Genomic DNA, 19,656 nt, shown 5'->3' with positions numbered 1-19,656 from the left:
CTGTCCGTCCTGGGGTCGGTCGACCCCGGTTCGGCTTGCCCTGCCGCGCGCCGGCGTTTTGCCAAGCGGCAGCCAAAGAGATAGAGGAGCCCATGCCGATTGTCAGCCGCAAGGAAATGCCCCGTTGAGCGGACCGCGCCGTCCCCGCAAAGAACCGCCGCCGTTCCGGCCGCGTGAAACCCGCCGGCGCGAGACGCCCGCCGCCGTCTCGGCGCCTGCCGAGCCGGCGCCCGAGCCAGCGGTCGCGCGCGTCGCCAATGCCGACCGGCCGCCGCTGCGCCAGCATACCGGGCCACGTCCAGCCGAGCGGCTGCCGGTGATCCTCACCGTCGAGCCGGACGGCGACTACGCCCTCCTCGACTCCGGGGCCGGCGAAAAGCTCGAGCGCTACGGCCCCGTCGTCGTCCGCCGACCGGAGAACCAGGCGATCTGGCAGCGCCGGCTTCCGGATGCTGAATGGGAGGCGGCCGACGCCGTCTTCACCGGCGATACCGACGAGGAAGGCATTGGCCGCTGGCGCTTCCCGAAGACGCCGCTCGGCGAGACCTGGCCGCTGCAGCACAAGAGCCTGTCCTATCTCGGCCGCTTCACCTCGTTCCGCCACACCGGCGTGTTTCCCGAGCAGGCCGGCCACTGGGCCTATGTCACGGCGGCGATCGAGGCAGCCAGGCGCCCGGTGCGGGTGCTCAACATGTTCGGCTATACCGGCCTTGCCTCGCTGCTCGCCGCCCGGGCCGGCGCCGAGGTGACGCATGTCGACGCCTCCAAGAAGGCGATCCTCTGGGCGCGCGAGAACCAGGAGCTCGCCGGCCTCTCCGACAAGCCGATCCGCTGGATCTGCGAGGATGCCGTGCGCTACGCCGAGCGCGAAGTGAAGCGCGGCAGCCGCTACGACATCGTGCTCCTCGACCCGCCGAAGTTCGGCCGCGGGCCGAAAGGCGAGGTCTGGCAGATCTTCGACGACCTGCCCTATCTCCTCGACCTGTCGCGCGATCTCCTGTCCGAGCGCCCGCTCGGCCTGATCCTCACCGCCTATTCCATCCGCTCGTCGTTCTACTCGCTCTCGGCGCTGATGGCGCAGACGCTGCGCGGCAAGGGCGGCACGATCGAATCCGGCGAGCTGATCATCCGCGAGGCCGGCGACGAGCCCCGCAGCCTCTCCACCTCGCTCTTTTCGCGCTGGATCCCTTGATGTCCGACCACAATGACGACACGCCCGAACGCGCCCCCCGCCGGCCGGACCTCTCCGCGCCCGGCCGGGTAAAGGACCTTTCCAGCGTCTCCAACCCGATCATCAAGGACATCCGCGCGCTCGGGCTGAAGAAGCACCGCGAGGAGACCGGCCTGTTCATCGCCGAGGGGCTGAAGCTCGTCATCGACGCGCTCGACGCCGGCTGGAAGATCGAGACGCTGGTGGTGGCGAAATCCCAACTGCACAACCCGCTGCTGACCAAGACCGCCGCCCGGACCGTGGCGCTCGGCGCCGACGTGGTGGAGGCCTCGGAAAAGGTGCTGGGCGTCATCACACGGCGCGACAACCCGCAGAGCGCCATCGGCGTCTTCAAGCAAAAGACCGTCGGCCTCGACGCGCTCGACATCGGCCGCGACGGCGTCGTCGTGGCGCTCGACCGGGTGCGCGATCCCGGCAATCTCGGTACCATTTTGCGTACGGCAGACGCGGTCGGCGCCAAGGGCGTGGTGCTGATCGGCGACTGCGTCGACCCGTTCTCGCTGGAGACCGTGCGCGCCACCATGGGCTCGATCTTCGCCGTGCCGATCGTCCGGGCGAGCGAGGGCCAGTTCCTCGGTTGGCGCACGAAATTCCGCGGCCTTGTCGCCGGCACCCACATGGCCGGCACCACCGACTACCGCACGCCCGACTATGCCGCCAAGGCGACGCTGCTGCTGATGGGCAACGAGCAGGCGGGCCTGTCGGAGCCACTGGCCAAATCCTGTGACGTCCTTCTGCGCATCCCCCAGGCCGGCCGCGCCGACAGCCTGAACCTTGCCATCGCCACCGGCGTCATGCTGTTCGAGGTCCGGCGCAAGGCGCTCGTGCTGTGAGGCCGATGCTCTGGATCAACGGGCTGATCGTCGCGCTCGCCGTCGTCGCCGACCAGGTGATCAAGGCCATCGTGGTGGCAGAGATGCCGCTCGGCAGCGCGATCGAGCTCCTGCCGTTCCTTGCGCTCTACCACGCCCGCAACGAGGGCATCGCCTTCTCGATGTTCGCCGGCTTCGACGACATCGGCCTCGTGCTGATGGCGACCGCCGTGCTCGGTTTCGTCGCCTGGCTCTGGTGGAAGACGCCGGCCGACCGGAAGTTGACGCATTTCGCCTTCGCCATCATCGTCGGTGGTGCGATCGGCAACCTGATCGACCGCGTGCGGCTCGGCTATGTCACCGACTACGTGCTGTTCCACACGCCGGTCTGGTCGTTCGCGGTGTTCAACCTCGCCGACGCCTTCATCTCCGTCGGTGCAGCGATCATCGTTCTCGACGAGTTCCTGTTGGCAGGCCGCAGGAAGCAGACGACTGCCGAACCGCGCGGCGACTGAGGTCAGAAGCGGGGTATGGGCACCGCGCAGAACAGGCAAGGAGACGGCGGATGAGCGACAGTTTCAGGGCGATCCTGGTCTCGCGCGGCGACGACCGGGTGCAGTCAGTCGAGATCGTCGAGATGACGCCGGACCAGCTGATGGACGGCGACGTCGACATCGCGGTCGACGCGACGACGGTGAACTACAAGGACGGCCTCGCCATCACCGGCCGCTCGCCGGTGGTGCGCCGCTGGCCGATGATCCCCGGCATCGACCTCGCGGGCACGGTGATCTCGTCCGCCAACCCCGACTGGGCGGCGGGCGACCGCGTGGTGCTCAACGGCTGGGGCGTTGGCGAGACGCATTACGGCGCCTATGCCGGGCGCGCCCGGCTGAAGGGCGAGTGGCTGGTGCCGCTGCCCTCGGCCTTCACGCCGATGCAGGCGATGGGCATCGGCACCGCCGGCTATACCGCGATGCTCTGCGTCATGGCGCTCGAGGCCGCCGGCCCCAAGCCAAGCGATGGCCCGGTGCTGGTGACGGGCGCTGCCGGCGGCGTCGGCTCGATTGCCGTCGCGCTGCTCGCCAGCCTCGGCTGGCAGGTCGTCGCCTCGACCGGCAGGGCGGCGGAGGCGGAATATCTCAAGGGCCTCGGCGCGAACGAGGTCATCGACCGGGCCGAGCTCTCCGCCCCCGGCAAGCCGCTGGCCGCGCCGCGCTGGGCCGCCGCGATCGATTCCGTCGGCAGCCATACCCTTGCCAATGTCTTGGCGCAGACCCATTACAAGGGTGTCGTCGCTTGCTGCGGGCTGGCTCAAGGCTTGGATCTGCCGGCATCGGTGGCGCCGTTCATCCTCCGCGGAGTCTCGCTTCTTGGCGTCGACTCCGTCATGGCGCCGAGAGCGGAGCGGCTCGAGGCTTGGCGCCGGCTGGCGTCCGATCTCGATCCGGCACGGCTCGTCGACATCACCACCGAGATCGGCTTCGACGACATCATCGGCGCGGCGCAGCGGATCGTCGATGGCGGTATCCGCGGTCGCCTCGCGGTCGCCGTATCGTGAAGCGTCAGGGGCCGATAAAGGGCGCAGGACTGCCACGAACGGCAGGCGGGCGCGTTTCGGTCACGAAAGCTTCGCGGAACGAATATAATTCGTTAGAACAGGCGGCGGAACCGCAGGTGTCTGAGGTGGAGGGTCACATGAACCTATTGAGGACGGCCGACGCCACGCCGGGCTCCGGCGACCTGGGGCACTATCCGCTGGGCGCCGTGGTGCGCGCTTTCGTTCCTGCACCGGTGCGCCGGATGAAAGGCCGGTTCGATCCGAACGGCCGCGTTCTCGGCCGCCTCGGAACCCTCGAAGTGCGCCTCGCCCGATCGCGCGACGAGGTCAAGGCGGCGCAGCAGCTGCGCTACCACGTTTTCTACGAGGAAATGTCGGCCAAGCCCTCGGTGCTGCAGAAGCTCACCCGGCGCGACAAGGACACCTTCGACCGCTATTGCGATCATCTTCTCGTGGTCGATACCGCGCGCGGCGGCCGCCTCGCCGAGCAGATCGTCGGCACCTACCGGCTGATGCTGCCGGAAGCGGCGGCGATGGCCGGTGGCTACTACACCGAACAGGAATTCCAGATCGCGCCGTTGATCGCCCGCCATCCCGGCAAGCGCTTCATGGAGCTCGGCCGCTCCTGCGTGCTGAAGCCCTATCGCGGCAAGCGCACGGTCGAGCTGCTCTGGCAGGGCATCATGGCCTATGTCCGCCAGCACCGCATCGACGTGCTGTTCGGCTGCGCCTCGCTGTCTGGCACCGATCCCGAAAGGCTGGCGTTGCCGCTGTCCTTCCTGCGCTCCAACGCCTCGGCGCCGGCCGAATGGCGGGTCTCGGCGCAGCCGCACCGCGGCCTGCCGGTGAATGGGGACGTCGTCTGCGCTGACCCGCGCCGGGCGCTCGCCTCGCTGCCGCCGCTGCTGAAGGGGTACCTGCGGATCGGCGGCTATATCGGCGGCGATGCCGTGGTCGATACGCAGTTCGGCACCACCGACGTGCTCGTGGTGGTCCCGGTCGCCAACATCGATCCGCGCTACATCGAATATTACGGACCGGACTCGCGCTTCGCCGCCTGAGCGACAGCAGGCTGCGGGCTCGCAGCGCTGCGGTCGGCAGCGTGGCGCCCGGCAAGCCAGTCTCCGGAATGCACCATCAGGTGATGACGGCCACGTCCTGCCTGCTCAATCAGGCCAGACGGGCCGGAGCCGGCGTTCTACTGTCCGACGCGGACGACGCTGCGCGTGGTGAGATCGACGATCACCGGCAGGCCATTATAGTAGAAATAGGCGTAGCTCGCCTCGCCCTCGAGCGGCACGAGGTGGATCACCTCGGGCACGGTCTCGCCGAGCGTCGGCGCGAAGCGAAGGCTTGAATCGTCGACCGGGTTCTCGACCGCGAAATCATAGACGTTCACCCGCACGGCCGCCTTGGCGGGCTCCGCCGCCTGTCCATGCGCGATGCCGGTAAAGGCGAGCATTGTCAGGAGGGTGGTCAGCGACGGGCGGTGGGTCATGCGGTCCTCGGGGGAATGGCAGGCGAACCAGATGGCCACCCGCACTCCCCCAATATAGAACGGCCTCTGCCGCTTGATAATGGCCGCGTGTGCGGCGCACGCAATTCTCTTGCAGTGTTGCTTCCAGCTCTTCCGGTGTTGCCGCAACGGTGGACAGCGGGGCCGGGGCCTTTCCGCCGCCGCCCCCCGCCGCTATGCCAGAGGTCCCAAGCTGCCAGCGGCCCGCCGGAAGGCCGGCAGCACGGCGGTCCGCTTTGGGGGCGCCCTTCGAGGCAGCCTATCGGGGCAGAAATTCTAGGAGACGATCGATCGCCGCGATGAAAGAGGAGAACGCCCCGACGCCGATGATGGCGCAGTACATCGAGATCAAGGCGGCCAATCCCGATTGCCTGCTGTTCTACCGGATGGGCGACTTCTACGAGCTGTTCTTCGAGGACGCCGCCATCGCCTCGCGCGCGCTCGGCATCGCGCTGACCCGCCGCGGCAAGCACCAGGGCGAGGACATCCCGATGTGCGGCGTGCCGGTAGTTTCCTCCGACGACTATCTGCAGCGGCTGATCGGTCTCGGCCACCGCGTCGCCGTCTGCGAGCAGCTGGAGGATCCGGCCGAGGCGCGCAAGCGCGGCGGCAAATCGCCGGTGAAGCGCGACGTCGTCCGGCTGGTGACGCCGGGCACGATCACCGAGGACCGGCTGCTCGATCCCGGCAAGCCCAACTATTTGATTAGTCTTGCCCGCCTCGGCGGCTCGGGGCCGCAGGCCGAGTATGCGCTGGCCTGGGCTGATCTCTCGACTGGGCAGTTCACCGTCAAGGCGAGCACCGCGGAGCGCCTCTCGACCGACATGCTGGCGGTCGACCCGTCGGAGATCATTGTCGCCGACACGGTGTTCCACGATGCGGCGCTGAAGCCGCTGTTCCACCAGCTGCGCCAGCTCGCCCGGCCGGAGCCTGCCGTGCTCTTCGATGCCGCGACGGCCGCCGCCCGGCTCTGCCGCTTCTACGATGTCGCGACGCTCGACGGCTTCGGCGAGTTCGGCCGGGCGGAGATTGCGGCCGCCGCCGCGCTCCTCGCCTATCTCTCGAAGACGCAGTTTGCCGCCAAGCCCGCGCTGCAGCGGCCGGAGCGCCTCGGCAGCAATGCGGTGATGCTGATCGACCCGGCAACCCGTGCGAGCCTCGAACTGACCCGCTCGACCGACGGCAAGCGCCAGGGCAGCCTCCTCGCCACCATCGACCGCACGGCGACCGGCGGCGGATCGCGCCTCCTCGCGCAGCGCCTCGCCGGCCCGCTGACGGCGCCGGCCGCGATCCGGCGGCGGCTCGACGCGGTCGGCTTCTTCGCCGAGGATCCCGCCTTTCGCGCCGGCCTGCGCGCGCTTCTGAAGACGCTGCCCGATACCGAGCGCGCGCTGTCGCGCCTGTCGCTCGACCGCGGCGGCCCGCGCGACCTTGCCGCTGTCCGCGATGGCCTTGCCGTCGCCCGCGAGATCGCGGCGCTGCTCGCCGGCGCAGCGCTGCCGGACGAGCTCACTGCTGCCGTCGCGGGCCTTGCCGCGCTGCCGGCGGGGATCGAGGCCGAGCTTGCCGGCATGCTGGCGGAAACCGTGCCGCTGCAGAAGCGCGACGGCGGCTTCATTCGCGAGGGCGCCATTGCCGGGCTCGACGAGGCGCGTGCGCTGCGCGACCGCTCGCGCCGGGTGATCGCCGAGCTGCAGGGGCGCTATGCCGAGGAGACCGGCGTCCGCTCGCTGAAGATCAAGCACAACAACGTGCTCGGCTATTTCGTCGAGGTCTCCGAGGCGCATGCGCCCTCGCTGAACGGCACCGACGCGCTGAAGGCGCGCTTCTTCCACCGCCAGACCATGGCGAACTGCCTGCGCTTCTCGACCGTCGAGCTCTCCGACCTCGAAAGCCGCATCGCCGGTGCCGCCGCCGAGGCGCTGGCGCTGGAGCTCGCGTCGTTCGAGACGCTGTCGGCGGTGATCGTCGCGGCCTCCGCGCCGCTGCAGCAGGCGGCCGAGGCGCTCGCCGTGCTCGACGTTTCCGCAGCGCTTGCGGAACTCGCGCTTTCGGAGGCCTGGACCCGGCCGGAGGTCGACGACAGCCTCGCCTTCGCCATTGAGGGCGGCCGGCATCCGGTGGTCGAGGCAGCGCTGAAGGCGGGGTCGGGCGATCCCTTCATCGCCAATGACTGCGACCTCTCGCCGCCGTCGGCGACGGGCAAGGACTCCAAGGCCGGCGCGATCTGGCTGCTGACCGGCCCGAACATGGGCGGCAAGTCGACTTTCCTGCGCCAGAACGCGCTGATCGCCGTGCTCGCCCAGGCCGGCGCCTATGTGCCGGCGGCCTCCGCGCATATCGGTGTCGTCGAGCGGCTGTTCTCGCGCGTCGGCGCGTCCGACGATCTGGCGGAAGGGCGTTCGACCTTCATGGTCGAGATGGTCGAGACTGCCGCGATCCTCAACCAGGCCGATGTGCGCACCCTCGTGATCCTCGACGAGATCGGCCGGGGCACCGCGACCTATGACGGTCTGTCGATCGCCTTCGCCGCCGTCGAGCACCTGCACGAGGCGAACCGCTGCCGGGCACTGTTCGCGACGCACTTCCACGAGATGACGGCGCTCTCCTCCCGCCTCAAGCGGCTGAAGAACGCCACCATGCGCGTCAAGGAGTGGGAGGGCGAGGTGATCTTCCTGCACGAGGTGAAGCCCGGCGTCGCCGACCGCTCCTACGGCGTGCAGGTGGCCAAGCTCGCCGGCCTGCCGCCGAGCGTCATCGACCGCGCGCGGCAGGTGCTGCACGAGCTGGAAAAGGGCGAGCAAGGCGAGAAGCGCACCGCCTTCATCGACGACCTCCCGCTGTTTGCCGCCGTGGCCCGGCGCGAGCCCGACAAGGTTGCCGAGCCACCGGCGGCGCTGGCGGCCCTCGCCGGCATCAATCCCGACGAGATGAGCCCGCGCGAGGCGTTGGAGGCGCTCTACCGCCTGAAGTCGCTCGCCTGACGCAAAGCTGCTTCGCTTCAACCGCGCTCCGCGCGTCGCCAAGGCCCTGCGCGCCGGGCCGAGTGTCCGGCTGTGGGGCTCGGTCTGGGACGGGCCGCGACGGTTCGCATGGCGACGTTAACCGAAATGGCCTATACGCCCGGTCCGACGCTATTGATCCGAGGTCCGTCGCGGTGACGACGGGGCTGCGGCAGGACCGATGACATGCCGCTGGAAACCCGTAAGATCTCGCTGAAGGAAAACGCCCCCGTCGAGGGCGCGGCCGGCCTACGCATGGGCGAGATCATCGACGTGCCCACGCTGGTGCAGGACCTCGCCGCGTCGGCGGGCGCCGAGCCCGGCAGCGTCGCGCCGTCGAAGATGCGCGCCGACGTGCTCGCCCTTCTCAAGGACCGCATCACCGCTGGACGGACAGCGGCGGAGGCCATGCTGTTCGAGGATGGCAGCGGGCTGTTCTGCGCCGCCAGGCTGTCGGCCCTGCAGGACGAGATCATCCGCGCGGTCTACGATTTCGCGCTCGAGCGCGTCTTCGTCGCCTCCAACCTCTCATCCGGCGAGCGCGTCGCCGTGGTGGCCGTCGGTGGCTATGGCCGGGGCACGCTGGCGCCGGGGTCGGACATCGATCTCCTGTTCCTGCTGCCCTACAAGCAGACGGCGCTCGGCGAGCAGGTGCTGGAATTCCTGCTCTATCTCCTCTGGGATCTCGGCTTCAAGGTCGGCCATGCCACGCGGTCCGTGGAGGAGTGCATCAAGCTCGCCAAGACCGACTTCACCATCCGCACCGCGCTGCTGGAGCGCCGGCTGGTGGTCGGTGACCGCATGCTGCTCGAAGAACTCTCCGAGCGGTTCGACAAGGAAGTGGTGCAAGGCACCGCGCAGGAGTTCGTCGCCGCCAAGCTGGCCGAGCGCGATGCCCGCCATACCAAGAGCGGCGACACCCGCTATCTCGTCGAGCCCAACGTCAAGGAGGGCAAGGGCGGCCTGCGCGACCTCAACACGTTGTTCTGGATCGCCAAGGACTACTACCGCGTCGAGACGTCAGAGGAACTCGTCGCCGCCGGCGTGTTCTCGCGGCGCGAGGCGCGCCTCTTCCGCAAGGCCGAGGATTTCCTCTGGGCGGTGCGCTGCCACATGCATTTCCTGACCGGCAAGGCCGAGGAGCGCCTGTCCTTCGACATCCAGCCGGAGATCGCCCGCCGCCTCGGCTACAACGCCCATCCCGGCATGCGCGACGTCGAGCGCTTCATGAAGCACTACTTCCTGATCGCCAAGGAGGTCGGCGACCTCACCGGCATCTTCTGCGCGGCGCTGGAGGAGGAACAGGCCAAGGACCTGCCGGGCCTCAAAGGCTTCGTGCGCTCGCTGCGCAACCGTGCGCGCAAAATCCCGGGAACGCTCGACTTCCACATCGACAACAACCGCATCAACATCAGCGGCAAGGACGTCTTCGAGAAGGACCCGGTCAACCTCATCCGGATTTTCGCGCTCGCCGCCGCGCTGAAGCTTGAATACCACCCGGATGCGCTGAAGCTGATCCGCCGCTCGCTGCGGCTGATCGGGCCGTCGCTCAGGGAGGATCCGGACGCCAACAGCTTGTTCCTCGACGTCCTCACCGACGCGACCGACCCCGAGCTGCATTTGCGGCGGATGAACGAGGCCGGCGTGCTCGGCCGCTTCATTCCCGATTTCGGCCGCATCGTCTCGATGATGCAGTTCAACATGTACCACCACTACACCGTCGACGAGCACCTCTTGCGCTCGGTCGCCATCCTGTCGCGCATCGAGAAGGGCGAGCTCGTCGCCGATCATCCGATGGCGAGCGAGATCGTCACCCCGCTGAAGGACCGCGTGCCGCTCTACGTGGCGCTGCTATTGCACGACGTCGCCAAGGGGCGGCCGCAGGACCATTCGATCGCCGGGGCACAGATCGCCCGCGAACTCTGCCCGCGGCTCGGCCTCGACGAGCGCGAGACCGAGCTCGTCGCCTGGCTGATCGAGGAGCATCTGGTGATGTCGATGACCGCCCAGCAGCGCGACCTCAACGACCGCAAGACGATCATCGACTTTGCCGAGCGGGCCCAGACCCTCGACCGGCTGAAGCTGCTCACCGTGCTGACCGTCTGCGATATCCGCGCCGTCGGCCCCGGCGTCTGGAACGGCTGGAAGGGGCAGCTCCTGCGCACGCTCTACTACGAGACCGAGCTGATGCTGACCGGCGGCTTCTCGCAGTCCTCGCGCAAGCAGCGCTTCGCCCACGCCAAGGAGAGGCTCGCCGAGCGCCTCGCCGACTGGCCGGCGGCGGAGGCCGAGGCCTATGTCGAGCTGCATTACCAGAACTACTTCCTGACCACGCCGCTCGAGGAGCAGCGCCGGCATGCCGACTTCATTCGCCAGACGGGGGAGGGTGACGAGCAGCTGGCCACCATGGTGCGCACCGACGCCTATCAGGCGATCACCGAGATCACGGTTCTCGCGCCCGACCATCCGCGCCTCCTGTCGATCATCACCGGCGGCTGCGCTGCGGCCGGCGGCAACATCGCCGACGCGCAGATCTTCACCATGACCGATGGACGGGCGCTCGACGTCATCACCATCAACCGGGAATTTGCCGATGACGAGGACGAGCTGCGCCGCGCCGAGCGCATCGGCCGCTACATCCGCGAGGTGCTGCAAGGCAAGCAGGGCATGCCGGACCTCATCGCCCAGCGCAAGAACGGCCGCGGCATGAAGCTGTTCTCGCTGAAGCCGCGCGTCACCGTCGACAACGCCTTATCGAACCAGTTCACGGTGGTCGAGGTCGACGGCATCGACCGCCCCGGCCTCCTGTCCGACCTCACCAGCGCGCTCTCCGACCTCAGCCTCGACATCCGCTCGGCCCACATCTCAACCTATGGCGAGAAGGTGGTCGACGTGTTCTACGTCACCGACCTCATCGGCATGAAGATCGCGAGCCCCAGCCGCGTCGAGCGGATCGAGCAGCGCCTCACCTCGGTGTTCGAGAGCCCGGAGGGCGAGTTGTCCTCGCGCACCGCCATGCCCTCCACCAAAGCTTTCGGTTTCGCCGCCAAATGAGCCTGATCTCCAAATTCGCCACCGTCGGTGGCGCGACGCTGTTCTCCCGCGTCTTCGGCTTCGGCCGCGAGATGATGATGGCCTCGGCGCTCGGCATCGGCCCGGTCGCCGACGCGTTCAACCTCGCCTTCCGCTTCCCCAACCTCTTCCGCCGGCTGTTTGCCGAAGGCGCGTTCAACGCCGCCTTCATCCCGCTCTTCGCCCGCTCGCTCGAGGAAGACGGCGAGGAGGGCGCGCGCGCCTTCGCGACCGAGATCTTCTCGACGCTCTTCGTCGTCCTCGCCGGCCTCACCGCGGTGGCCATGGTGTTCATGCCCTTCTTGGTGCAGACGGTGATCGCGCCGGGGCTTGCCGCCTGCGTCGACGATCCCGCCAATGCCGCGCAAGCGATCTCCTGCGACGACCGCTTCGAGATCACCGTCGCCTTCTCGCGCATCATGTTCCCTTACCTCGCCTCGATGTCGCTGATGGCGATGGTTTCGGGCATCCTCAACGCCTTCCGCCGCTTCTTCGCCGCGGCGATCGCGCCGAGCCTCCTCAACTTCATCCTGATCGGGGTGCTCGCCTGGTGCCACTGGACCGGCGCCGACACCCGCACCATCGGCTTCCTGATGAGCTGGGGCGTGCTCGTCGCCGGCGTCACGCAGCTGGCCGTCGTCACCTTCGCGATGCGGATGGCGGGCTTCGGCGTCTCGCTGCAGCGTCCGCGCTGGACCAAGGGACTGAGACGCCTTTTGATCCTCGCCGGCCCCGCCGCGCTGATCGGCGGCATCACCCAGATCAACCTCTTCGTCGGCCAGGCCATCGCCTCCTACAAGCCGGGCGCCGTCTCGATCCTCACCTATGCCGACCGGCCCTACCAGCTGCCGCTCGGCATGGTGGGCGTCGCCATCGGCGTCGTGCTGCTGCCCGAGCTCGCCCGCGCGCTGAAGGCCGGGCGCCTTGTCGAGGCCCAGCACACCCAGAACCGCAGCCTGGAATTCGCGCTCTTCCTCACCGTGCCGGCGGCGGTGGCGCTGTTCCTGATCCCCGAGCCGATCATCCGCCTGATCTACGAGCGCGGCGCCTTCGATGCGGCGACGACCAAGGCCGTCGCCGACGTGCTCGGCCTCTACGCGCTCGGCCTACCGGCCTTCGTCCTCATCAAGGTGTTCTCGCCCGGCTATTTCGCCCGCGAGGATACCCGCACGCCGATGATCGTCACCTCGGCCTCGGCGGTCGGCAACATCGTGCTGTCGTTGATTCTGTTCTACTACTTCGCCGAAAAGGGCATCGCGCTGGCGACGACGCTCGCCGGCTGGATGAACGCGCTGCTCCTGTTCGAGGGCCTACGCCGCAAGGGGCTCTGGCACCTCGACTGGCCGCTGGTGAAGCGCGGCGCCTTGGTTTTCCTCTCGGCCGGCCTCATGGGCGTCGCCCTTGTCGGGCTCGAAGGGCTGACGCGGCCTTGGCTGGTGCCGAGCGCCAGCGTCGTCTCGCAGATCGCCGGCATCGGCGTCCTCGTCGGCGCCGCCATGGCCGTCTACTTCGCGCTGACGCTGGCGACCGGCGCCGTCGACCGGTCGCTGGTGATGCGGGTGGTCAAGCGCCGACGCTGACCTCGGCGATCGCGCGCCCCCGATCCCGGGGCGCTTCGCGGTGAGGACGTATGGGCGCGGAAGGCTTCGGCGTTTTGTTTGTGTGCCTACACGTTTAGCGGGTCCGGACTGATAGCTCTGCAACCATTTCATGTTCCAATGCGCCGACGTCCGGATGGGCCGGCCGCAGGGAACGGCAGAGATGGCAGGCGAACGCGGTGAGCGACTGCACTATGTCGACGCGCTGAGGGTCGGGGCCTTCGGCGTCCTCATCCTCTATCACGCCTCGGCGGCCTTCTTTCCCAGGATGGTCTGGCTCGTCGACAGCGCCGAGTCCAGCGTGCTCCTCGAGGCGGTGATGAACCAGCCGCGCGCCTGGCGACTGCCGCTGCTGTTCTTCGTCGCCGGCATGGGGGCGTCTTTTGCCGCGGCCGGCACCAGTCCTTCCGTCTTTCTCGCCGAGCGCCTGCGCCGCCTTCTGCCGCCGCTGCTGGCGGCCATGGCGCTGTTCGTCGTCCCGCAGGTCTGGTGCGAGCGGGTGATGGAGGAAGGATATGAAGGCTCGCTCGCGACCTTCTGGCTGACGCGCTACTTTACTGAGGGCAAATACCCGGACGGCAACATTACCTGGGCGCACATGTGGTTCGTCGGCTATCTCCTAGCGATCATGGTCGCCCTGGTGCCGCTGCTTCGGTGGGCCGCAAATTTGGACGCGTTCTCCGGCCGTGTTGAGCGTTGCGCCCTTGGCCCCTGGCTCTACGCCTGCTTCCTCGTGCCGCTGGCGCTGAACGTGGGCCTGTCGCCGTTCTTCCCGCGCCAGACCAACGCGCTCTACAATGACGGTGCCTGGTTTGCCACGTGGTCGGCCTGGTTCGGCCTCGGCTATGTCTTCGCCCGGCACCAGGGGGCGCTCATCGGCCGCATCATCGCCTTGCGCTGGCGCAGCTTGGGGCTCGCAGTCCTGCTCAGCGCCGTGCTGGCAGGCGTGTCGCCCGGCACCGCCGCCGCGACCTTCGTCGGCGGCTATGCGGAGATGCGGGCACCGTTCAAGCTTTTGACCTTCGCCCTCGCCTGGTGGACGATCCTCGCCTTGGTCGGTTTCGCCGCCCGGCATGTGAACCGGCCGAGCCGCCCGCTCGCCTATCTCGGCGAGGGCGTTTTCGCCTTCTACATCATCCACCAGACCATCGTGGTGACCGGGCTCTATCTCCTCCTGCCGTGGTCGCTCGGGGTTGGGCCGACCTATGCCGCCCTCGTCGCGCTGACGGTGCTTGGCTGCCTCCTGTTCTACGAGCTCGGCCGCCGGCTGCCGCCGCCCCTGGCTCTGGCCTTCGGCATTCGCCCGCCGCGCCGGGCGTTGCCGGCGGAGGCACGGCGCGCCGCACCGCCGAGGGGCGCCGTGCCGCGCTCCGCCGGCAGCCGGCAGGGGCTGCCAGCCTATCCCGCGGCCACCGAGCCTTGATCGCGTCCCCAGCGCCGTGCATATAGCCCGCCGGTCCCCGGTCCTCTCGCCGGGCGCGAAAGGGATGATCTGATGTCGGATGCGGCTTCGAACGGTTTTGCGCCGCGCGTCTTTTCCGGCGTGCAGCCCACGGGCAATCTCCATCTCGGCAACTATCTCGGCGCCATCCGCCGCTGGGTGGCGCTGCAGGCGACGCATCCCTGCATGTTCTGCGTCGTCGACCTCCACGCCATCACCGTCTGGCAGGACCCGGCCCAACTCGAGCGCTCGATCCGCGAGGTGACCGCCGCTTTCATCGCGTCGGGCATCGACGCCGAGAAGCACATCGTCTTCAACCAGAGCCGCGTGCCCGAGCATGCCGAGCTCGCCTGGATCTTCAACTGCACCGCGCGCATGGGCTGGCTGAGCCGCATGACGCAGTTCAAGGACAAGGCCGGCAAGGACCGCGAGAACGCTTCGGCCGGCCTCTTCGTCTATCCCGCGCTGATGGCCGCCGACATCCTCCTCTACCGCGCCACCCACGTGCCGGTCGGCGAGGACCAGAAGCAGCACCTGGAGCTCACCCGCGACATTGCCGCCAAGTTCAACCACGATTTTGCCGGCCGCATTGAGGCGCTCGGGCTCGGCGTGCCGATGACGCTGAACGACGCGCCCTCGACCGGCTTCTTCCCGATGACCGAACCGCTGATCGAGGGCCCGGCGACGCGGGTGATGAGCCTGAAGGACGGGGCGAAGAAGATGTCGAAGTCGGACCCATCGGACCTTTCACGCATCAACCTCACCGACGACGCCGAGACCATCGCGCGCAAGATCCGCAAGGCCAAGACCGATCCCGACGCGCTGCCGTCGGGGGTCGAGGGGCTTGCCGGCCGGGCCGAGGCCGACAACCTCGTCGGCATCTTCGCCGCGCTGTCGGAGCGGACCAAGGCGGACGTCCTGTCGGAGTTCGGCGGCCGGCAGTTCTCGGCGTTCAAGCCGGAACTAGCCGACCTTGCCGTCGCCAAGCTCGGGCCGATCACCTCGGAGATGCGCCGCGTCCTCGCCGATCCCGGCGAGATCGACCGCGTCCTGTCGAAGGGCGCCGCCCGCGCCCGTGAAATCGCCGCGGTGACCATGGCCGACGTCAAGCGGATCGTCGGCCTCCTCGCTGACTGACTCGCGCCGTAGCCCGCCTTTTGGTATCATTCGGCGAGCGACGGGGGCCCATCATGGCGAAGGCGAAGACCACGGTGACGATCGAGGGCAAGGCGGCCGAGCGCCTCGCAGAACTGACAGCCGCCTCCGGCCGTAGCGCGGATTTTTATATTGCCTACATGATCGAGGAATACGCGGCGCGCGAGCTGCGGCTGATTGGCGAGATCCGGGAGGCACAAGCCAGCATCGACCGCGGCGAGGGAATTCCGCACAAGGAAGCTCGGCGTCGATTTCGAGCGACGATCGACCGCGCCAGGCGGCCCGCTGCGGAATGAGCCGGGAGGTTGTCTGGCAGCCTCGGGCTCTCGACGACTTCAATAGCATCCTCGACTATCTCGCCGAGAGGAACCCGTCAGCTGCTGATGCCTTCGAACAAAAGCTGCATGCAACGTTGAAGTTGTTGGCCCATCATTCGATCGGCCGTCCCGGTCGTGCCACCCGGAGCTTTGAAAAACCAATCACCGGCACGTTTTATACACTGGTCTACGGGATTTCGGATGCATCGTTGAGCGTTCTTCGCGTCATTCACCAGCGCCGCGACTGGCCAGCGGACGACTGGCCGCAGGCCTGACGGCTTGCTCTCCACGGGCCCGCCTGCCATGTTCCCGCCATGGTTTCCAAGCGCATTGGCCGCGACGCAGGCGGCAAACGAAAATTCCTGGCGATCGTCGACGCGACGCCCGAATGCGGCCGCGCCGCCTCCTATGCCGCGCGCCGCGCCAAGGCGAGCGGTGGCGGGGCCGTGCTCCTCTACATCATCGAGGCCGAGGATTTTCAGCACTGGCTCGGCGTCGAGAAGATCATGCGCGCCGAGGCCGAGGCCGAGGCGAACTCGCGGCTCTCGAAGGTCGCCGAGGAAATCCGCGAATCGGTCGGCATCGAGCCCGAGCTCGTGGTGCGCGAGGGCAAGACGGTCGAGGAGATCACCGCGGTCATCGAGGCCGACCGCGAGATCGCCATCCTGGTGCTCGCCGCCGGCGACAGCTCGGATGGCCCGGGGCCGCTCGTCTCATCGATCGCCGGCAAGGCCGCCGCCTTCCCAATCCCGGTGACCATCGTCCCGGCGACGCTGACCGACGAGGATATCGAAAGCCTCTGCTGACCCCGGCCCAGCCGGTGCATGCCGGTGAACGCCACGTCGCCCTTTTGCTTCGCGGCGAAGATCACTAGGTTAGCTCCAGGCATTTGCCTGACCGACCGGGCCTTGGCTGCGAAGCGCTGCCGGCCGGCCAAGCACTCTTCCCGCAGGATGCAGGCATCCTCGAAAGGACGAAACATGTTCATCCAGACCGAAGTCACGCCGAACCCGGCGACGTTGAAATTCCTGCCCGGCCGCGTCGTGCTCGACGAGGGCACGGCGGAATTTCTGTCGCACGAGGATGCCGAGGTCCGTTCGCCGCTTGCCGCCCGCTTGATGGCGGTGGACGGCGTCACCGGCGTCTTCTTCGGCTATGATTTCGTCACCGTCTCGAAGGACGGGCCGGAATGGCAGCACCTGAAGCCGGCGATCCTCGCGGGCCTCATGGAGCATTTCATGTCGAATGCGCCGGTGATGGCCGAGAATGGCGCAGCCGCCGAGTCCGACAGCGGCGAGGAGTTTTTTGAGCCGGAAAGCGCCGGCATCGTCTCGACCATCAAGGAACTGCTGGAGACCCGCGTCCGTCCGGCCGTGGCGCAGGATGGCGGCGACATCACCTTCCGCGGCTTCCGCGACGGGACGGTGTTCCTCAACATGCGCGGCTCCTGCGCCGGCTGCCCGTCCTCGACCGCCACGCTGAAGCACGGCATTCAGAACCTCCTGCGCCACTTCATCCCCGAGGTCGAATCCGTCGAGGCGATGTGAGCCCAGCGCCGAACGCGGCGCCCATGCCGGCGATCCTCCTCTCTATCGACACGGCGGGCACGCGCTGCGCCGTGGCGCTCTGCGACATGGAAACCGGCGCGGTTTTGGCGTCCGCCGAGCCGGACATCGGGCGCGGCCATGCCGAGGTGTTGATCGGCCTCGTCGACCAGTGTCTCGCGACCGCCGGGGTGGTCTATGCCGACATCGTCAAGATCGCCGTCGTGGTCGGCCCCGGTTCGTTCACCGGCCTGCGCGTCGGCGTCGCGGCGGCCAAGGGGCTCGCGCTGGCGCTGGGCGTTCCTGCCCTCGGCATTTCCAGCCTCGAAGCCCTCGCCGAGCCGCACATTGGCGCTGGCAGACCCGTGCTGGCGGTCATCGACGCCAAGCGCAACGAGGTCTATGCCGCGCTCTTTGCGGCGAATGGCCGGGTGCTGGCGGAGCCGCAGGCGCTCGATCCGCAGGATCTCCCCGCCTTTGTCGAATTGGCTGGCGCCGAAGACGGTGGCCTTCTCATCGCAGGCAGCGGCGCGGCCATCGCCGCCGCGGCCTTGCCGGGCGTTCCAACCGAGACCGTCAATCCGGCGGGCGACACCGACATCGCCGCCGTCGACCGGCTTGGCCGTCAGCGGCCTGCCGGCGCCCCGGTTTGGCCGCTGTACCTCCGCGGTGCCGACGCCAAGCCGGCGGCGGCGGCGGGGATCTCGCATGTGCCGGCCGCGGCAAGCTTGCCGTAACGCCTCGCCTGTACGATCCTCTTACGGTGGGCATGACGGCATTTCCCGCGGCAGGACCGCGGGGGATCGATAGGAAAGGCGCGGCCATGTATTGGTATCTGCCGTGGGTGTGGACGGTCTCGTTCTGGGATGGCTTGGTTCATCAAGGCCCGCTGGTCGCCATGCCACTCGAGCTCGACGACATCGATTTCGCTGCCGAACTGCACAGCGAGGCCTTTGCGCGGCCCTGGTCCGGCGACGAGTTCGCCGCGCTCCTGTCGCAGGCCGGCACCTTCGGTTTCGTCGTCCGCCGTGTCGGCGATACCCGTCACCCGCCGGTCGGCGTCGTCCTCGCCCGGACCGTGGCAGGCGAGGCCGAAATCCTCACCATCGTCGTGTCGAAGAAGAGCCGCCGCCAGGGTGTGGGGCGGGTGCTGATGGATGCCGTCCTGCAGCGACTGCACGCCGATCGCACCGAGGCGCTGTTCCTGGAAGTCGACGAGGAGAATACGGGAGCGCTGGCGCTCTATCGCCGCCTGCGGTTTGCCGAGGTCGGCCGCCGTCCCGCCTATTACGTCGATGCGAGCGGCCGCAAGACCAGCGCGCTTGTCCTCAAGCGGGCGCTTCGCTAAACGCCTTCTGAAGCAAGGGCGAAACAGGGGCGAACCCGGCCCGAGAGAGGGCGACCGCGCGGCATGGCGATGCAGATCCTTGATCCGGCGAGCGACGGCGGGCGCGGCCCGGTCCTGATCGGCACGGCGAGCGGCGTGCCCGGCATGGCGTGCGACGTGCCCGGCAACGCTCGTGGCCTGCCCGCGGCAGGAGCCGTTTGATGGCTCGGTTGCGGATCGCCTTGATGGTGGTGGTGCTGACAGTGCTGACGCTGGTCAGCCTGCCGTTGCAGGCGCTGGCGATTCGCTTCGACTGGCCGATCGCGCGCTTCCTGCCTTGGCTGTGGCACCGCATCGCCTGTCCGCTGGCGGGACTGCGCGTCATCGTCCGCGGCACGCCGGCATCGGCACGACCGCTGATGCTCGTCGCCAATCACCAGTCCTGGGCCGACATCATCGCCCTCGGCCATGTCATGCCGCTGTCCTTCATCGCCAAGTCGGAAGTGCGGGACTGGCCGGCTTTCGGCCTGCTGGCCCGGCTGCAGCGGACGATCTTCGTCGAGCGCGACGCCCGTCACCGCACGGCCGACCAGGCGCATGCCATCGCCGACCGGCTGACCGCGGGGGACGCCATGGTGCTCTTTGCGGAAGGCACGACCTCGGACGGCAACGAGGTCCTGCCGTTCAAGACCGCGCTGTTCGGCGCCGCGCAGGCGGCGCTGCGCCGCTCGGACGCCGGTGCCGTGGCGATCCAGCCGGTGGCGATCGCCTATGTCCGCGCGCACGGCCTGCCGCTCGGCCGGTTCTTCCGCCCGCTCGCCGCCTGGCCGGGCGATGTGAGCCTTGCGCCCCATCTGCTGCGCTTCCTTCAGGAAGGCGCCATCGACGTCGAGATTAGCTTCGCCGAGCCGATCGTCTTCACCGGCGACAGCGACCGCAAGGCGGTGGCGCGGGCGGCCGAGAGCGCGGTGCGGCACATGATGGCCGAGAGCCTCGCCGGGCATGCGGAGCGGGCGGATCGGCGCCTTGCGGCGCCAACGCCGCAATCGGCGCTTGCGTCGGGCCCCGGCTGAGCCGATATAG

19 protein-coding genes are annotated in these 19,656 nt (G+C 68.5%); 18 read left to right on the top strand and 1 reads right to left on the bottom strand.

Going from position 1 to position 19,656, the window contains the following annotated elements; all coding sequences use genetic code 11:
• Window positions 1–124 precede the first annotated feature (124 nt).
• From ACZLZQ_RS04300 to olsB, 5 genes are all read left to right on the top strand, one after another.
• A complete protein-coding gene (locus ACZLZQ_RS04300) occupies window positions 125–1,192 on the top strand; it encodes an RsmD family RNA methyltransferase (protein WP_472948298.1) in 1,068 nt (355 codons plus the stop codon).
• Window positions 1,192–2,064: a TrmH family RNA methyltransferase gene (locus ACZLZQ_RS04295; protein ID WP_472934368.1), complete on the top strand. Its 873-nt coding sequence runs from the start codon at window positions 1,192–1,194 to the stop codon at window positions 2,062–2,064. Before ACZLZQ_RS04300 ends, ACZLZQ_RS04295 begins: the two co-directional genes overlap by 1 nt.
• Window positions 2,065–2,069: 5 nt before the next feature.
• The gene (gene lspA / locus ACZLZQ_RS04290) at window positions 2,070–2,558 is read left to right on the top strand and encodes a signal peptidase II (RefSeq protein WP_472948297.1); all 489 of its coding nucleotides are present in this window, start codon (window positions 2,070–2,072) and stop codon (window positions 2,556–2,558) included.
• 50 nt (window positions 2,559–2,608) lie between these two features.
• Window positions 2,609–3,601: an acrylyl-CoA reductase (NADPH) gene (gene acuI, locus ACZLZQ_RS04285; protein WP_472948296.1), complete on the top strand. Its 993-nt coding sequence runs from the start codon at window positions 2,609–2,611 to the stop codon at window positions 3,599–3,601.
• 137 nt (window positions 3,602–3,738) lie between these two features.
• Complete coding sequence (gene olsB / locus ACZLZQ_RS04280; RefSeq protein ID WP_472948295.1) at window positions 3,739–4,662, top strand: l-ornithine N(alpha)-acyltransferase; 924 nt, start codon at window positions 3,739–3,741, stop codon at window positions 4,660–4,662.
• A 137-nt stretch (window positions 4,663–4,799) separates the two neighbouring features.
• Here the strand turns inward: olsB and ACZLZQ_RS04275 are convergent, their stop codons facing one another.
• A complete protein-coding gene (locus tag ACZLZQ_RS04275) occupies window positions 4,800–5,138 on the bottom strand; it encodes a DUF1236 domain-containing protein (RefSeq protein WP_472948294.1) in 339 nt (112 codons plus the stop codon).
• Window positions 5,139–5,416: 278 nt separating this feature from the next.
• Between ACZLZQ_RS04275 and mutS the strand changes: the two genes are divergently transcribed.
• The 13 genes from mutS (at window position 5,417) to olsA (ending at window position 19,646) form a co-directional block, all read left to right on the top strand.
• Window positions 5,417–8,101 (top strand): DNA mismatch repair protein MutS, encoded by a 2,685-nt coding sequence (mutS, locus tag ACZLZQ_RS04270; RefSeq protein ID WP_472948293.1) that lies wholly within the window; start codon window positions 5,417–5,419, stop codon window positions 8,099–8,101.
• 273 nt (window positions 8,102–8,374) lie between these two features.
• On the top strand, window positions 8,375–11,173 hold the full coding sequence (locus ACZLZQ_RS04265; RefSeq protein WP_472948447.1) for a [protein-PII] uridylyltransferase: 2,799 nt from the start codon (window positions 8,375–8,377) through the stop codon (window positions 11,171–11,173).
• Window positions 11,170–12,771, top strand: coding sequence for a murein biosynthesis integral membrane protein MurJ (gene murJ / locus ACZLZQ_RS04260; RefSeq protein WP_472948292.1), 1,602 nt, complete (start codon window positions 11,170–11,172; stop codon window positions 12,769–12,771). Before ACZLZQ_RS04265 ends, murJ begins: the two co-directional genes overlap by 4 nt.
• 181 nt (window positions 12,772–12,952) lie before the next feature.
• Window positions 12,953–14,212 carry an acyltransferase family protein gene (locus ACZLZQ_RS04255; RefSeq protein ID WP_472948291.1) on the top strand — a complete coding sequence of 420 codons (1,260 nt, stop codon included), beginning with the start codon at window positions 12,953–12,955 and terminating at the stop codon, window positions 14,210–14,212.
• Window positions 14,213–14,284: 72 nt separating this feature from the next.
• On the top strand, window positions 14,285–15,367 hold the full coding sequence (gene trpS, locus ACZLZQ_RS04250) for a tryptophan--tRNA ligase (protein ID WP_472948290.1): 1,083 nt from the start codon (window positions 14,285–14,287) through the stop codon (window positions 15,365–15,367).
• A 53-nt stretch (window positions 15,368–15,420) separates the two neighbouring features.
• Window positions 15,421–15,681, top strand: a complete 261-nt coding sequence (locus tag ACZLZQ_RS04245) for a CopG family ribbon-helix-helix protein (protein ID WP_472948289.1) — start codon at window positions 15,421–15,423, stop codon at window positions 15,679–15,681.
• Window positions 15,678–15,977 carry a type II toxin-antitoxin system RelE/ParE family toxin gene (locus ACZLZQ_RS04240; RefSeq protein ID WP_472948288.1) on the top strand — a complete coding sequence of 100 codons (300 nt, stop codon included), beginning with the start codon at window positions 15,678–15,680 and terminating at the stop codon, window positions 15,975–15,977. The genes ACZLZQ_RS04245 and ACZLZQ_RS04240 overlap by 4 nt, the downstream gene beginning before the upstream one ends.
• Window positions 15,978–16,016: 39 nt before the next feature.
• Window positions 16,017–16,508, top strand: a complete 492-nt coding sequence (locus ACZLZQ_RS04235) for a universal stress protein (protein WP_472934378.1) — start codon at window positions 16,017–16,019, stop codon at window positions 16,506–16,508.
• A gap of 174 nt (window positions 16,509–16,682) precedes the next feature.
• Window positions 16,683–17,249, top strand: a complete 567-nt coding sequence (locus tag ACZLZQ_RS04230; protein ID WP_472934379.1) for a NifU family protein — start codon at window positions 16,683–16,685, stop codon at window positions 17,247–17,249.
• 23 nt (window positions 17,250–17,272) lie between these two features.
• Window positions 17,273–17,983, top strand: coding sequence for a tRNA (adenosine(37)-N6)-threonylcarbamoyltransferase complex dimerization subunit type 1 TsaB (tsaB, locus tag ACZLZQ_RS04225; protein WP_472948287.1), 711 nt, complete (start codon window positions 17,273–17,275; stop codon window positions 17,981–17,983).
• A 161-nt stretch (window positions 17,984–18,144) separates the two neighbouring features.
• A complete protein-coding gene (locus tag ACZLZQ_RS04220) occupies window positions 18,145–18,594 on the top strand; it encodes a GNAT family N-acetyltransferase (RefSeq protein WP_472934464.1) in 450 nt (149 codons plus the stop codon).
• 63 nt (window positions 18,595–18,657) lie between these two features.
• Window positions 18,658–18,795 (top strand): hypothetical protein, encoded by a 138-nt coding sequence (locus tag ACZLZQ_RS04215; protein ID WP_472948286.1) that lies wholly within the window; start codon window positions 18,658–18,660, stop codon window positions 18,793–18,795.
• Complete coding sequence (olsA, locus tag ACZLZQ_RS04210) at window positions 18,792–19,646, top strand: lyso-ornithine lipid O-acyltransferase (RefSeq protein ID WP_472948285.1); 855 nt, start codon at window positions 18,792–18,794, stop codon at window positions 19,644–19,646. Before ACZLZQ_RS04215 ends, olsA begins: the two co-directional genes overlap by 4 nt.
• The last annotated feature ends 10 nt before the right edge of the window (window positions 19,647–19,656 follow it).

The sequence above is a fragment of the Mesocryomonas lacus genome, from assembly GCF_055730105.2.
The sequence above is the reverse complement of the archived record's forward strand: the minus strand, read 5'-3'. Positions and strand labels throughout refer to the sequence as shown.